The following is a 14,648-nucleotide window of genomic DNA, read 5'->3' on the forward strand; positions in this document are numbered from 1 at the left end:
AATTAATTCTTATTATTTTTATGAATCTCTTTAAGGAGGGACTATTATTTTATGACATATGCCGTTCCTATGAAAGCAAGCGACTATGAACGTCTTTCAGAAATATTAAAGGTACTGGCTCATCCTGTACGTTTAGAAATTATCCATGAATTACTGAAGAAAAATCCTTTAAATGTTTCTCAATTACAACATTACCTCGCTCTACCACAATCCACCTTATCTCAGCATCTATGTAAGTTAAAACGACATAAGGTCGTCACCTCTAGTCGAAAAGGAATAGAAGTATTTTACCGCGTAGAGGATGAACAAGCAAAGCAGGTAATGAAGATACTGGACTTGTAAGCGTATCTCTATCCAGAAGATTGGCTATGATGGTGCTTCAGCAAAAAAAGAATGCTCCTTCAAATAACAAAAAGGGCATTCTTTTTTGTATAGACGTTTCATTCTCTAGTATTCAACTTCATTTTAACTGAGGCTCTACCCTTTTCTCGTAGATGTCCTTTAAATCCGATTCTGAAAGGTTTCGTTTTTGTGTAGCTATTTGAATTAACGCAACTTCGTGATACATAGCTTCAGAAAGAATACCCGTTTGTATGTTCTTGTTAATTTCCATGAAAAACCCCGCTAAAAGATCGTCTGGCAGTTGATCGTATAATGACAAAACGATTCCTCCCTTTACAAGCAATTTATCTATAAAATCTTCTTGTAAAAAAATCTTGTCATACAAAGTTTTTTCTTCTTTTCCTGAACATATAGTACAAATATTACTGTAGTAAGCTTTCAAAGGTAACAAATTGTTCTAGTTGTTCTACTGTCTCTTGAACTTCATTTTTATGAAAGGATGAACAACGCCCCATTACCTGAAAGACTTGCCCATTTACATAGTGTGGTTCTAAATACGTAATCACGAATATATCCAAATTGCTAACAGGAAAACAATAAAAAATAATTTTTTACCCGTCCATGCTAATGGATAAATTGTTTTCAATTTTTGTCTTGTTTCTGTATCTCCAAGGTGTGGTGCGGTATCTAGCGTTTGCCCAATAAAATCTTCTCTTTATTGATGAACAGATTGAAGTAATTCCTGATTTACATCTGTAAAAACAAATTGATGTTCTACTTTTTGAAATACGAAATACATGCTAGGATGATGCTCTTCATATTCTTGGAATAACTTTTCTAAAAGTAAACGCAATTGCATTTTTAATTCCATGGAATCATTTCCTCTTTTACATATTATTATTTGACTATATGATTATAAGGTTGTTCATGTTATATAATAAAAACCAAAATTGTTAGACAAAAACTAGCAATTGGAGGTGCAGTTTTTGGTTCTGGTGCAAATGTTCTACATAATTGATGAATGAATTGTTTTTGATTTTGAACAGACTGATCACACACCTTTTGTAGAGTAATAATATCGTATGTCCAAGATTAGGAGATTATTTGCACAATCTTTAGCGTTTTTACACCAGAACCCAAATAAGCCAAGATATTTATTCTTGGCTTATTTGTAAATCTATTTTTCAGGTTATTTTACAGTTTAGGGCCGGTTATTACAAGATAAAAGTGAACAAAGCGATAACTACACTACGTACCTAATACCTTTAAAAGTTCTATAGCTGCTGGAATAACAGCTCCTAAAAATGTTAACACAGCAATTGCGATGCTCATATGTATGATCCCCTTTCTGAATGAATAATTTCCCTTATTATAGCTTTGAATGGATATACACACAATTGTTTTTTATTTTTCTGATAATTAATTTCTTTGTTTCAAGAAATTGTTTATACATGCCTATGTAGTAGTGATTACATGATAACCAAAAAGGGTAAGCATAATAGCCTACTCCGTTTTGATGTATAAAAAGATAGTTAATACTATGTACTTCCTTGCAATATATCACCATATAGATGTCTTTTTTCATTCATTATTTCATTTTAGCTGGATACTTCCAATCTCGCTTATCTTTTTTTTCAGGTTTTTTTTTGCTTCTTTTGCTCTATTTTGTTCTTCACCTGAGTTTGTTGTTCTAGTTTATCTAACTTTGTTTGCATTTTTTCTATCTGTTCTTTTACTTCTTTAAACTCCAACTTGATTTCTGATAGCAATCTTAAAATTGCATCTCCTTTATTCATATACAACAACCTTCCTTCGCAGAAAAAAATTTCTCAACACTAAATAAATTGAAAATTATGTATTTTTGATTATAATATAGAAGAGTGCTGACATTCTTCTATTTTAAAAAGAACGGACTATCCGAATAGAACCGTTCTTTTTAGTATATTCTATATTTTTTATTTTCATGGCTGTTACTTTTTTGCAATTTTTTATAATATCAACTTACCGTAATTTTCATCTCATCTTTTACCGGTGAACAGACTCACTTACGTTCGTAAAGGTACATTCCTTGGGAATATAACAAAAACTTTGTAATAGAATCTGCAATATGATGGATCAACATAACTAGCTAAATATAGAATGTATTTAATTATGCTCAACTTTTCACAAAGTTGTCACTAATATTTGGTTCACATAAAAAAATACATAGTATTATAAATATATCAAGGACAGAAATACATATTATTTTTTCAATTTTTCATGCTACAGCAAGGAGGATACAGTAAATGATAGGTATGATGAATAATGGACAAGAACTTCCACCAGAAGTATTCTATTTCACAGGGAATTTCCTTACAAGTTGGATGTAATTTTTTACATCAACATGCTCAATATTTCACAATTTTATATTTGTTATGAAACTAACTATTAAAAATATTAATTTATAATTATATTAAGGAGGATAATAATGATACATATTCCAATACCAGATTATTTTGTATCCATGGTTTCATCATTTTTTATGTAGAAAATGAATTTATAACATAAAAGGTAGACATCTCCTTCATAAGAGGGATGTCTACCTTTTTGTTTTAATTTACTTTCTGCTCACTTCTCATTTCCCATAATCCCCTGAAAAATGGCTGTCCTTTTGCGAGATGTTCACATAACTGCTCATGTTTCTCAGACCATCCATTTTTCACTTCATCATAGAGACGTATCCAGACATCTTCAAACTCCATATGTTGGACCGTTGCATATGATGATGGATTCCACTCCGTGTACCAATAGCGAATTTCAGCTGAATTCTTCATTGTATGTAATTGATCTAACGCCATAAATAATAATTGTTTTAACTGTCTCTCTTTACGAGTTAAACCGTTCATGAGATGCGGGGATGGCGATAAAATATGATGCTCCTTTTTTGTTTCTTCCATCTGGAGCTCATACTTTTCTGCTTGCACATTTTCTACCATCTCGTATACCATCTGCTCATGACGAGGTATAAGCCTACTTTTTCGAATCGGCACATTGTGGCCGATTGAATCTACAGCTATAATTCCTTTTCCATCTGTAACTACAAAACAATACTCTTGTTGCAAACGCTCGTGATTTTTACGAATATAAGCCTTATGATGTACGTCTTCCATTAATTTTTGCGGAAGCTCTAATAATTCGTTCTCGATGTAATGATATAATGTGGAATCTACTTTTAATAATGGCACTTGATCTAATAGTTCAATCGTATCATCTTTCCGCCACTCGTAAAATTGACAAACGTTATACCCATTTTCTTCACCTTCAAACCAATTTATCCATACATCATGCAGATATAACATTCTCTACCCCTCATTTCACTACTGTTTGTACCAATCATTATGTTCATTTTTGTTAAAATTCATTCTACTAAAGGAAATATATTCTAAATATTATTTAGTTCTGTTGCAAAGCTTAAAAAAGTAGAAAACTTCCCCATAAAAAATGTACCTCCAATTGTTAATTGTGTCTAACAATTGAGGGTGTAGTTTTTTTAGTTCTGGTACACAAATTTTGATGAATAACTTCTTCATTTCTAGTAAGAAGATTTTAGTATGGATAATTTTTCATTTTTATCCATATTGTTTTACTTTTGTATATTATATCTAGATGATAGTATTGCAAATAAGAATCATTACGTTTTGTAAGTTTGCATTCAAAATAATCAATGAAGGAGTGGAAAAAATGTACAAGAAAAAAATGATGACAGTTGCTTTATGTGGGAGCATTTTAGCTGGAGGTTTGACTGGCATTGGTGGTTCTAAAGCTTATGCTATGGATCCTGCTACGATTGGAGCGATTGCAGGAGGTGCTAGCCAATTAGGTGGAGCATTTAAATCGGGTGCTGAGGGATTAGATACAGTGTTAACGTCATTAAAAAATAATCTATCACCACTATATCAAGAAGTGAAAACCATTTATAAGGACTATGAAAATAGTCAACTGGCAAAGACAGACCGTCCAGCTGCTTTAAGACACTTATTAAGTGATTTAGCAAAAAAAGGAACGGTTGGTCAATCGTCTTTAAATATTGCTATTGTCAAAGCGGATTTAAATGCGTATTTAGTCACACAACGTCATTTAGGTGGTAATAATGTTCACGAGGAGATGATGGATCCTACTAAGTATGCAACAGAGTTAGTAACGGTTGGTGGTGCTCAATATCGTGTGTATTACTTTAAAGATAGTGCTCGTTTAAAGGTAATGGCAAAAAATCACAACCTAGTAAATAAAACAGATGCGGGTGTATTTTATGGTGGTTATGGTCCCGTAGGTGCAGTAAATAACAATGTTTATAATATGTATAACATGGAATCAAATACTGTTGATTTTTATCCGGCAGGTCAAGTCGTTTATGGTGCTTTCCATAAGATACAAATGTTATCAGAATTACCAGGTTATTTTCAATATACGCATTCAAACGTACTAAAATGGTTACAGAATGGAATTAGAAGATAACATGAAATATAACAAAAAAGACGAGGATTCTCCCGTCTTTTTTTGTTATAAAATTAAGGTTCTGGTGCAAAGTTTGAGTGTACTTAAATTACTCTTATGAAAAAAAGTATATTGTTCTATTATATGAACGAGTTTAATAAGAAATATTTGTTAAAGAAACCTTTTCTTAAGGAAAGGTTTCTTTTCATTTGTAAAAGCATTTCTAATACTCTAATAAAGAATAAATTTAACAGTCCCTAAAGGTACACAAAAAAGTAAGTTAGCTGCGAAAAATATTTATGCTATTTGATAGGACAAACTTGTTCTGTTTTTGCTCCTATACTCTGTTACAGTATTCTATATACTCTTGTTCTTGCTGGGGACAAGAACATAGCTTTGTATAGTAAAAATCAAGGAGAGTGGATTCTATGTGTTTAGTGGGGTCAGATAGTAAAGTCAAGCCAGTAGCTGCACGGCAGATTGTAGCAATAAAAAGAATGTGGTTTTTTACGTTTAGAGAAGAGTTAGATGTATCTGGAGGTCTTACACAGAGTGATGTACGGGAATTGGTTCTTAAAATATATAATTATGAGGAATCTAGATGTGGTAAATATTATGATTCAATAGGTCCAATATAGAGAATATCCTACGAATGGAAGAATAGTATTACCAAAAGAACTACGAATAACATTAGCATTCGCACCGAATTCCAGTGTGAAAATGTTTGTGCTAGATGGGAATATACATGTACAGAAGCAAGAAAAAAATTGTTTTGTGACAGGTAGAACGTCGGAAGATTACAAAGAACTCTATGATGGACGCTTGATCTCAAGTCCAGAGGGAGCAAAAGATCTTTTGCAAACTTTACAGAAATGGATAGGAAATTTGAATAGATGCTGTTAAAAATTTCACTTGATGAATAAACAAGACAGACATAAAAAGAAGATAAATATGAGATATATTTTACCTTATATACTAATCAGATTAATTAGTAAACATAGTCAAATTAATAAAAATGTATAGTTTAAGTAGGAGAATGTCTATGATTAAAAAAATAATAATGATCAGTTTACTTATAATTATAGGTGTTAGTGCAACAATTTTTGGTTTCAAATATAATACTGCTAAACATGAAATTGCATCGTATATGGAGAAACAAGGAATTAAGAAAGAAGACATACAGAAAGAAAATCCTTTGCAGAGTTGGATAATAACGAGGGAACCTAAAAGAGGTTATTTTTGGAGTTATGTATATATAAAGGATGAGGATCCAAGTCTTCAATATAGATATTGGTATTATGATGGCAAGGTAAAATTTGCTGCGGTGAAGGTCCTGAAGGCCTCCAAAGGAAACATTATATCCGAGGGGATAGAGTTAGATTCCGAAGAGAAAAAGAAATTAAAATACCCACCTTTGGATTAAGAGCGATGTAGTTTAGGCTTTTGTACGGCAGAGAGGAAATATGAAGTTTTTCACAAAACAAACCAACACACTAAATGAAAATAGAGAGTGTAAAATAGTCCCAAAAGGTAGGCGTTTATGTGCAAATGATAAAATAACTCTTTACATTTGCCCTTGTATACTAATTTTTGCAGTTCTTTATAGGTAAAAAAACGAAATCTACTTTAAGCATGATGAATTCTAAAGAGGACTTATATATACCGAATTTTGCAACAGACCTATTCGCAGTTGTTATCTGCATCGCATGAATGAGACCGTTGGTATCTACAGCGATATGTCGTTTGATTCCTGAAATTTTCTTTCCTGCCTCGTAGCCTTTTTCACCAGCTGTCCATGTATTTTTCACGCTTTGTGCATCTACGATGCAGAAACTCGTCTGCTTCTTACGCCCATCTTGCTCACGATATGTTTCGACCAATTTTTTTATGCACTTTTTCGAGAAGACTTGTGTCATTCTCGTCTACTTTCCGCCAAATCTGATAGTAGGCATACACGGTTTTCCAGTTTGGAAAGTCACTCGGCAGATTGCGCCATTGGCAGCCTGTTGTGAGCAGGTACAGTACGCCGCAGAATACTTCGTACAAATCAACTTTGCGGGGACGCGTCCTTTTCCGTGCGTTTTCTAAATCCTCTCGAATCAGTTCAAACTGTTCACGGGATATATTACTTGTATAATTGTGTATCATAGGAATCATCCTTTTTACATAGATTATACCCTAGATTTTAGACAGGTTCTTAAAAAAGGAAATAATCAACATGGGTTATCTTTTTTTATTAAGGCGTATTTTGAAACGATTTTTATTGAGAAAGTTTGAATCTTTTAAAAAATAAACTCACTACATGATATATTTGTTTTGTTTATAAAATATAGTAACGGAGTTTCGTATAATGTTAAAAAGGAAAACATATTTTGTTATGGTTTTTACAATGATTTTAGTTTTATGTATTCCTTCGTTTAATTTGGCATTTGCAGAAAATAGAGAGGGAAATACTTCTAATGTATCTGTTAAATATACGTCAGAAGAAATTAAAAGTATGGTGAAAGAATCAGAACCTATTTTTCCATTTGTAAATCCAATTTCTTCGCTATATTATAAAATGTGCTGCGGAGAATCTCGGCATACGCCACAAGCGCCTTTACCGAATATTTATGCCTTAATTCACAGATGACTCTTACTTTGTCTTTCATGGTGATTTTTCCTTGGCTTGAACTAAGGCATTCAACTTTTTTAAATACTCGTTTTCCATTTCAAGTTGCTTAATACGTGCTTGAAGTGCTTCTGTAGAGCCTTCTACTAGACTTTTTTAGGTTGTTTATTTGATTCTTTTTTCATGGATGGATGCCTCTTCTTCTTAGAAAAGAGCGTATCGAATCCGCTTGATTTCAGTTGAATTCGCCACCTTCGAATCATTCCGGGTGAAGAAATTTTAAAGATAACTGCAGCTTCGCTAGAGGAAACGCCATTTTCGTTCATGTAGTTTAGTACGTCCATTTTAAACTGCGCTGTGTAAGATGTATAGGATTTTTCAAAAGCAGATAGACCATGGTATTCAAATTGCTTCATTCAGTTATGAACCACAGATTCGCTAGTACTGATTGATTCTGCGATTTCTTTTATACTTTCTGATGAATTTTGATATCGCATAACGGCATTAAGTTTTTGTTCGTTTGTAAATTTCGTCATAAAAAACTACACCTCCAGTTGTGTCTAACAATTGGGGTGCAGTTCAACAATCAAACTTCGTTTTTTCGACGTACAATGAATTACAGCAATTATTCATACCTGCTTAAACGATAATCCTATTTTGTAAACGCTTGTATGCTTTTTCGAACTTTGCAACAGAAGCCTATTCTTCAACTAGTTGTGCGGCTTCAGGGTTACCCGATCCTTTTGTACGCACAGTGTGAAATATATTTAATTTTTGCGTTTGTTTTTTAGCCATATCTATTCGCGTTTCCAATTGATGTCCTCCTGGAGAAACCCTATTATAATCAGTAATTAATTCTTGCAATTTTTCAGAAGGTTTTATAGAAAAATCCATCGTTGCTTGATAAACACCTGCCCAAAAATAAGAATAACCATAATTATATACCGCTTGTGGCATAGTAAATTCACGTTTAATAGAATCCTGTTTCATTAAATTAGTTCCTAACGTTTGTGTTGTTTGCCACATTCCAGTACCACCAACTTTAAATGCATGTTTATATCCAATTTCAAAGTCTAGTCCTAAGGTTTGTCCAACTGTAAAAGCTTCTTCTTGGGAAACACCTACTGTATTATCAAGATTAAATGAGTATGCAGAAGTTTTATTCAGCCTTTGTGCATCTATCCGTGTATAATAGTAATTTGTTACTGATTTAGTTCCTTGGACTACATCTACATCTTTTGGGAAAGCCCATTTCCCTAGCAGTTCTCCCGACCTGATATCGGTTGTATTCTTGAGATAATACTTATTATTTACCTTAGGTAGCGGTTTTAAATTTTTATCTACAAATATTGCATCTTCAAATATCGTTCCAGGTCCATCAGTGGGTCCCCAAGACCCTGCAGAAAAGTCCTTCGTCGCTATGACATCGATATATACATACTTATCCATATCGGATTCTATGGTAGTCTTTTCTCCTGTCTCAGGTAATGAAACATCGCCATTCTCGGGTGAAGGGATATCTTTAAAATAATCTAAATTTTTCTTTACACGTTTTATAGTAGACTTAGGATAATCTTTTTCCTGTGATAGGATACTAGTTACATATTGTATTGGTTCTTCTGCACTAGCAATACTAGGAATCATGATATATGAAGTGCTTACCATACAAAAAATAGGTAGCTTTATTTTTTTAAATAACATAACATCGCTCTCTCTTATAATTATTCTTTAAATATTATGATATTGGTTGCCAGTTTGAACCTGGTTTCGATACATTCGACATAACTGTTTTAAGAAAATATTCATTTTGTGCAATATCATAGCCTTCAGCAACAGCAATACCAGTTGTAGCTAGGTAATGTATCGTACTATTATTTATAGGATTTTTATATTTATTTCCGTGTTCTATTGTATTTACAATATCATCATCGGATATCCCCCTTTCGATTGCCCTCTGCATAGCATGGCCATTGGGTTCCCTGTATTTTTTTCCAAATCGTTGCGTTAATTTGTTTTTTAAACCTTTTGTTCTACTATTATGGCGATATTTACCTATTGTGGTTGTGCCAGATCTTTTCTCACGATCAATAATTTGGTCATTTTCAAAGTCTATCTGAAATGGTTGTGATGGAGATAGTCGGTAATCTAATCCACCATTTTCTTCAATTTGATATTCACTTGCGTGTACATTTATATCACTTACAGCCATTGTACCGCTTGCTAATATCCCTGCACATAAAATAGGTTTGATCCATTTTTTTATTTGTATTTCCTCTCCTAACATATTTAAATAGAGGGTGTTGCAAAACTCATAAATATTCAAAAATGAATGCATAAAGAAATCTGTTTTCCTGGAAAAATGATAGTATCCCCAACTATCACTGGAAAGGACGAATTTACTAGTATGATAACCAATTTTGATCAGAATCAATCCATTTTACAGGTTTTATTTGCATACGTAGACAGTTTAACTATTGGAGGCGTTCCGCCTATTACAGGCCGTCCACCCATCTGTAGAAAAGCTTTACTCAAATGTTTTTTTGTAAAAACGGTATACCAAATCAATTCATTCCGCAAGTTAACCCGTTTTTTTGCATCAATATCCTTCATTTCGTGTATCTTGTGGTCTTTCTTTTGTTCCTCATATATCTACTTTTTCACGTGTAGGTACTTGGTTTCGCAACGAAGGAATTCCGTTGATTCATAAACAAACTCTTCAAGAAATGAATTTAGGGCTGATTCCGTGTGTTTTAATTGATAGTACAGCCTTACGGAGTAGTTTATACGATTCCCAAGCAAAATGGGGACTATCTACTTGTTATGGTTGGTATAAGGGCTATAAAGCCCATGTCTGTGCTACACCAGAAGGTGTTGTATTGTTGCCCTATACATTTACAACAGCGAACGTACATGATAGCAAAATGGCTCCTGTATTACTTCAAGGTATACAAGATCGAAATGTCCTGCTTTCCGTGGCAGATGCGGCTTATGATAGTCAGCACATTTATGAAATTGCACGAACACGTGACATCTTTGCCATAAATCCAACCAACCCTCGGAATGGTGAAAAAATTAAGAATACACATCGTCGTGTATTGTCTCATTTTATACAAACCATCTTTGGAAAACAGTTGATGAAAGAGCGTGGGAAAATTGAACAACAGTTTAGTACATTAAAAGATAAAGGGCTGGAACAGCCTCGTTGGTATGGTCAAAATCGCTATCTATTACATGTTCAGCTAGTTTTTTTGATTCATAACATTGCATGTTTATTTTAGTTTTGCAACACCCTCTAAATATAAAACGTTTCTATGACTCTCGCGCATCGGATTTGTCTATTTTCAAGACATAACCATCCGTGTTTTTACAGAGACACAATGTTATAGTGATAACTGAAGATAAACCTCTTTGTATTTATTTTTATGTTTCTGTAATGACTACATATTTACCACCTAAGCCCTAACCCTAGTCTAGGGCTTAGGCCAATTTAGCTAGAGTTTTTTTATAATGTTCAGTTGCAAAGTTGGAAAATGACCCCAAATAATAAATGTACGATACTTTTTTTGTATATTTTATACGATTTATTCTTATAAGTTGTATTTTAATTCTATTTTATTTAAGGTATGAACGACAAATAAGGAGATATAGATATGTTAAAAAAACTAAAAAAATATTACCTACACTAGCATTTATAGTTGCACTGCCGTATTTACATACACCCCCTTCATTTGCAAAAGAAGAATTGATTCTGATGAATCAGCACCTTCCTCAGGGAAACATAGAATTCAATGATAATGAAATCTTAAATCGTGAGAAACGAGGGGCTAAATCAACTAATTTAAAAAAGAAATTAAAACAACGATTTAATAAAAAATATAATTTTAAAAACGAACAAGTGTTAAATCAAGCAATGGAATGGGGCATATCTGATGAGGATATTGTAAATACAATATCCTATGGAACTAAATATACTTCTCCTGAAGATAAGTATATAATTTACCATTTACCTACCACAGGAATTCTTGTGAAAGAAGATTATGATGCGAATAAAAAAGAATATACCATAAAAACTATTGAGTCCAATGTAGTTCATGCTAATCCACTTTGGACGAAGATTACTGTTTCAAAACAAGATCAATGGGAAAATCAATTAACCTCCCTAGAAAAACAGGCTATTAATTATTATACTGGTATGGGTTATAAATATATAAATACAGAATTAAGAAAAAGTACTGTTGATGGGGAGGAATCTAAGTATATCAAACTTATTGATAGTGCATTAAAAAAGGCTGCCGTTTCAAATAAAATGACAGTCTATAGATACACAGATGAGCGGCAAGTAAAGGGTAGACAAGATTCTTTACAACAATTTAAAGATTTACAATTAGATACTTTAGAGAATATTAATGATACTCAAAAATATATCCAAATGGCGCAAAAAATTGTTGAAAATTGGGTAGGAAAAACTATAAAAGAACCTGCATATACAAGCACTGCTATAGAGAAAACAGCAAAGTTTAGTGGTAGACCGATTCGTTTTGAAATTGAAGTTCCGAAAGGTACACATGCAGCATATATAAGTTCGATGTCTAACTTTCCTGACGAAAAAGAATTATTATTACCACGAGGAAGTAAATTTAAGGTTATGGGGGCATCTACAGTTACCGAAAACAATGCACCATTATTAATTATTAAAGTAACCTTAGTATAATAAGGGTTCTGGTGCAAAAATTATTTTATAACAATTCCAAACTGAATATTTGATGATTATGAAAATAAATCATTCGAAATCTAGAGCGAAACCGCGTATTTTAATAACAAATAACCATTTAATATTCGGAATTAAGCTTATATTTTTACACTATTCGAGGTTTGCACCAGAACTGAATAAACTACTGATGTGCTATTATTAATCTCGATTTCCCTCACTATTACAAGCTAATAGTTGTTCGTACATCATTATAGCGTGATTATCCGTTACATATTGATCTTCTACAAACTGTTTCTGTTGATTATCACGCCGTTTTCGAGAGAGCGTAAGCAATCGAAGAATCCCGAAATCCCACTCCTTTAGGAGTGGGATTTCGAACGGCAATTGAAACTTGTAACTTTCAAAGCCCACTGCTTTAGCTGTGGGTATTTACTATTGTCTTCTTTGTCTTAACTCTTGGGCTGGGTGCCTTACAAGGCATGTTCCAATAATAATAAAAAAGGGAGATCTTCCTTAATCTGTACCCTTTGTAAAGGACATTTTTAAAAAAATTAGGCAACATTAAGAAGATGATTTCTGCATCCTGGTCTTAACCTTGTCAAGTAGACAATAAAAGATTAGGTGTCTTTTCACGGTTCTGTTGCAAAGTTCGTTAAAGAATAGATGATTTTGACCAAAAAAATTTCATTTTATGCGATTGTTACTAAATTCCGTAATTCATCGTACGTCGAAAAACCGAAATCTGGGCTCAGATTTCGGTTTCGTTTATATAAAGCATAAACAGTTTCAATTCCTTTTATTGTACGTGAGACAGGATGAATATTTTGAAATCCTGCGGATTTAGCAAAACGTCGCTTTACATGCTGATGGTCCTGCTCGATGAGATTATTTAAATGTTTGATTGTACAATACGTCGTATGTTTATAAAAGCCTTGTTCTTTTAATTTGTTGAATGCGCAATAAAATAAATATGACCTTAAGCTACATTCGTTAGTTCAAGGTCATATTTATTTTGGGAATGGTTATGAAGTTTTAAAAAATACTATTAATAACAAAATCGGAAAAATTAAGATATGTCTAAATGTAAATAAGATACTTTCACTTCCAATAGAATGAGATGATTTAGTATTATAATGAATTAGTTTTTTCATGATTAAACCATATACCATAGAAATTAAAATCAGTAGTAGTAACAAAAAAATGACTTGCATCCTATTATACTCTATTGATGTTGCAGTAACGATAGCTGGTTTTATTGTGGCGAAATAAATAGTTATGTACATGAAAATATTTATAACACAATACAAAATGAAAGAAGACATCTTTTTGTATATAATTATCACCTCGGTTATTAATCATCGTAATACTATATTAAATAATAGCATAAAAACAGAAGTGTGTAAGTTGATAAAGACTAAGCAGTTAATTACAACAAGGGGGTATTGCAAGACTAACATAAATATGCAATGAATCAGCAAAACTGGCTGAAGATGATATAGATAACGATTTTTCCCCTACCACCGTGGCGGTTTTTTCTTTGTTGTATAGAAATTATACATTAAACATAGTGCGAGGATGGTATAGGTAGTAGATACGCGTACAAATCTCAGAGTAGCATGGTCCTAAGCATGTGATGATAGTTGTCTTTAATTACTCTAAGTATGGTGCAAGTCCTTGACCACATAAAGGACAAAATGGAAGTGGACATTTGGTTTAAAGAAGGATATAAATATCTAGAATCTAATTATTTGATTCACATTTTAATCCAAGAGGTACAGGTTCGATGCGAAGTGAAAAGGATTTGTTGAAACAATGGAAGGCAGATTTGCAAGCTATTCAAGAAGAGAAAAGGCTGAAAAAGAAGGCTAAAAAAAAGAATAAGAGATATAGCATTCCTGGTAATACAGCTGACTTCATGAATGGCAAAAATACATATCGTAAAGAGAATGGGGTATGGAAGCAAAGAAATAAATGACGTGAGAGTACATGGGTTTGACTAAACCAATAGCAATTCTGAAGGCGCTGCCGTGATTTGGGTGGCGTCTTACTTGGCGCTAAGGAAATATAAGGAAGAAACAAGGGGGAGGAATGAAGGCAAGTAAAAGAATGTAAAGGGATGAAAAATGCAAATACAATGTGTGGTGGTAGGGCTTTTAATACTTTCTCCTGTAGTCAATTTATATATTCATGGATATCCGTTATATATTGTATGTTTCATGTCCTTTATTCAAATGACAATATTTTATGTGTCCTTATACAGAAATAAACTAGTTTGAAAAGAAACCTTCTTATGGTCTTACCCCTGTCAAGTAGACAATGTTAAAAAGACTAAGCAGCCATCGAGATTCGATATTCTATCGGCGCTCGATGGTTGAGTCGTTTTTGGAACCGTTTATAGTTATAAAAGTAAATATATTCTTCAATTGCTTGTATTAAATCTTCTTCTGTTTTAAAATGATTCAAATACAACATTTCCGATTTAAAATGGGAGAAAAATGACTCGATACAAGT

General features: G+C 32.8%; 15 protein-coding genes and 6 pseudogenes. 9 read left to right on the forward strand and 12 right to left on the reverse strand.

Going from position 1 to position 14,648, the window contains the following annotated elements; genetic code table 11:
* Nucleotides 1-51: 51 nt before the first annotated feature.
* A complete protein-coding gene (locus CDB3_RS21290; protein ID WP_128855863.1) occupies nucleotides 52-342 on the forward strand; it encodes an ArsR/SmtB family transcription factor in 291 nt (96 codons plus the stop codon).
* Between the two features lie 118 nt (nucleotides 343-460).
* Here CDB3_RS21290 and CDB3_RS21295 read toward each other — a convergent pair whose 3' ends face one another.
* The 5 genes and pseudogenes from CDB3_RS21295 to CDB3_RS21310 all read right to left on the reverse strand — a co-directional run bounded on the left by CDB3_RS21295 (nucleotide 461) and on the right by CDB3_RS21310 (nucleotide 3,680).
* On the reverse strand, nucleotides 461-661 hold the full coding sequence (locus CDB3_RS21295; protein WP_128855864.1) for a hypothetical protein: 201 nt from the start codon (nucleotides 659-661) through the stop codon (nucleotides 461-463).
* A gap of 103 nt (nucleotides 662-764) precedes the next feature.
* Nucleotides 765-908 carry a hypothetical protein gene (locus tag CDB3_RS32515; RefSeq protein ID WP_256869911.1) on the reverse strand — a complete coding sequence of 48 codons (144 nt, stop codon included), beginning with the start codon at nucleotides 906-908 and terminating at the stop codon, nucleotides 765-767.
* A 149-nt stretch (nucleotides 909-1,057) separates the two neighbouring features.
* Nucleotides 1,058-1,213, reverse strand: coding sequence for a hypothetical protein (locus CDB3_RS32520; RefSeq protein ID WP_256869912.1), 156 nt, complete (start codon nucleotides 1,211-1,213; stop codon nucleotides 1,058-1,060).
* Between the two features lie 717 nt (nucleotides 1,214-1,930).
* Nucleotides 1,931-2,138, reverse strand: a pseudogene (locus CDB3_RS21305) (hypothetical protein).
* Between the two features lie 795 nt (nucleotides 2,139-2,933).
* On the reverse strand, nucleotides 2,934-3,680 hold the full coding sequence (locus CDB3_RS21310) for a YjbA family protein (RefSeq protein WP_128855865.1): 747 nt from the start codon (nucleotides 3,678-3,680) through the stop codon (nucleotides 2,934-2,936).
* A gap of 382 nt (nucleotides 3,681-4,062) precedes the next feature.
* Between CDB3_RS21310 and CDB3_RS21315 the strand changes: the two genes are divergently transcribed.
* The 3 genes from CDB3_RS21315 (at nucleotide 4,063) to CDB3_RS21325 (ending at nucleotide 6,238) form a co-directional block, all read left to right on the forward strand.
* Entirely contained in the window at nucleotides 4,063-4,836 is a 774-nt protein-coding gene (locus CDB3_RS21315) for a hypothetical protein (protein ID WP_128855866.1), read from the forward strand.
* A gap of 639 nt (nucleotides 4,837-5,475) precedes the next feature.
* Entirely contained in the window at nucleotides 5,476-5,718 is a 243-nt protein-coding gene (locus tag CDB3_RS21320; RefSeq protein ID WP_128855875.1) for an AbrB family transcriptional regulator, read from the forward strand.
* Nucleotides 5,719-5,857: 139 nt separating this feature from the next.
* Entirely contained in the window at nucleotides 5,858-6,238 is a 381-nt protein-coding gene (locus tag CDB3_RS21325; RefSeq protein ID WP_179139730.1) for a DUF3139 domain-containing protein, read from the forward strand.
* Between the two features lie 262 nt (nucleotides 6,239-6,500).
* On the opposite strand, the pseudogene CDB3_RS32525 reads toward CDB3_RS21325, so the two are convergent.
* Nucleotides 6,501-6,963 (reverse strand): annotated as a pseudogene (locus CDB3_RS32525) (IS5 family transposase); the annotation flags it as partial.
* Nucleotides 6,964-7,165: 202 nt separating this feature from the next.
* Here CDB3_RS32525 and CDB3_RS21340 point away from each other — a divergent pair.
* A complete protein-coding gene (locus CDB3_RS21340) occupies nucleotides 7,166-7,447 on the forward strand; it encodes a hypothetical protein (protein WP_128855869.1) in 282 nt (93 codons plus the stop codon).
* Nucleotides 7,448-7,572: 125 nt separating this feature from the next.
* On the opposite strand, the gene CDB3_RS21350 is transcribed toward CDB3_RS21340, so the two are convergent.
* The 3 genes from CDB3_RS21350 to CDB3_RS21360 all read right to left on the reverse strand — a co-directional run bounded on the left by CDB3_RS21350 (nucleotide 7,573) and on the right by CDB3_RS21360 (nucleotide 9,761).
* Nucleotides 7,573-7,842 carry a helix-turn-helix domain-containing protein gene (locus CDB3_RS21350; RefSeq protein WP_128855870.1) on the reverse strand — a complete coding sequence of 90 codons (270 nt, stop codon included), beginning with the start codon at nucleotides 7,840-7,842 and terminating at the stop codon, nucleotides 7,573-7,575.
* 283 nt (nucleotides 7,843-8,125) lie between these two features.
* A complete protein-coding gene (locus tag CDB3_RS21355; RefSeq protein WP_128855871.1) occupies nucleotides 8,126-9,127 on the reverse strand; it encodes a hypothetical protein in 1,002 nt (333 codons plus the stop codon).
* A gap of 34 nt (nucleotides 9,128-9,161) precedes the next feature.
* Entirely contained in the window at nucleotides 9,162-9,761 is a 600-nt protein-coding gene (locus CDB3_RS21360) for a DUF4258 domain-containing protein (RefSeq protein ID WP_142263492.1), read from the reverse strand.
* 69 nt (nucleotides 9,762-9,830) lie between these two features.
* On the opposite strand from CDB3_RS21360, the pseudogene CDB3_RS21365 reads away from it, so the two are divergent.
* Together CDB3_RS21365 and CDB3_RS21370 are read left to right on the forward strand one after the other, a co-directional pair.
* Nucleotides 9,831-10,704 (forward strand): annotated as a pseudogene (locus CDB3_RS21365) (transposase).
* Between the two features lie 473 nt (nucleotides 10,705-11,177).
* The gene (locus CDB3_RS21370) at nucleotides 11,178-12,137 is read left to right on the forward strand and encodes an ADP-ribosyltransferase (protein ID WP_179139732.1); all 960 of its coding nucleotides are present in this window, start codon (nucleotides 11,178-11,180) and stop codon (nucleotides 12,135-12,137) included.
* 198 nt (nucleotides 12,138-12,335) lie between these two features.
* Here CDB3_RS21370 and CDB3_RS21375 read toward each other — a convergent pair.
* Together CDB3_RS21375 and CDB3_RS21380 are read right to left on the reverse strand one after the other, a co-directional pair.
* A pseudogene (locus CDB3_RS21375) lies at nucleotides 12,336-12,455 on the reverse strand (VanW family protein); the annotation flags it as partial.
* Between the two features lie 371 nt (nucleotides 12,456-12,826).
* Nucleotides 12,827-13,096, reverse strand: a pseudogene (locus CDB3_RS21380) (DDE-type integrase/transposase/recombinase); the annotation flags it as partial.
* Nucleotides 13,097-13,920: 824 nt separating this feature from the next.
* Here CDB3_RS21380 and CDB3_RS21390 point away from each other — a divergent pair.
* On the forward strand, nucleotides 13,921-14,112 hold the full coding sequence (locus CDB3_RS21390; protein WP_128855874.1) for a hypothetical protein: 192 nt from the start codon (nucleotides 13,921-13,923) through the stop codon (nucleotides 14,110-14,112).
* 169 nt (nucleotides 14,113-14,281) lie between these two features.
* A pseudogene (locus CDB3_RS32535) lies at nucleotides 14,282-14,413 on the forward strand (DUF2178 domain-containing protein); the annotation flags it as partial.
* Nucleotides 14,414-14,465: 52 nt separating this feature from the next.
* Here the strand turns inward: CDB3_RS32535 and CDB3_RS21400 are convergent.
* A partial coding sequence (locus CDB3_RS21400) for an IS3 family transposase (RefSeq protein ID WP_142263493.1) occupies nucleotides 14,466-14,648 on the reverse strand: 183 nt, incomplete at its 5' end.

The organism is Bacillus sp. CDB3 (assembly GCF_002081505.1).
Lineage (GTDB): Bacteria > Bacillota > Bacilli > Bacillales > Bacillaceae_G > Bacillus_A > Bacillus_A cereus_AT.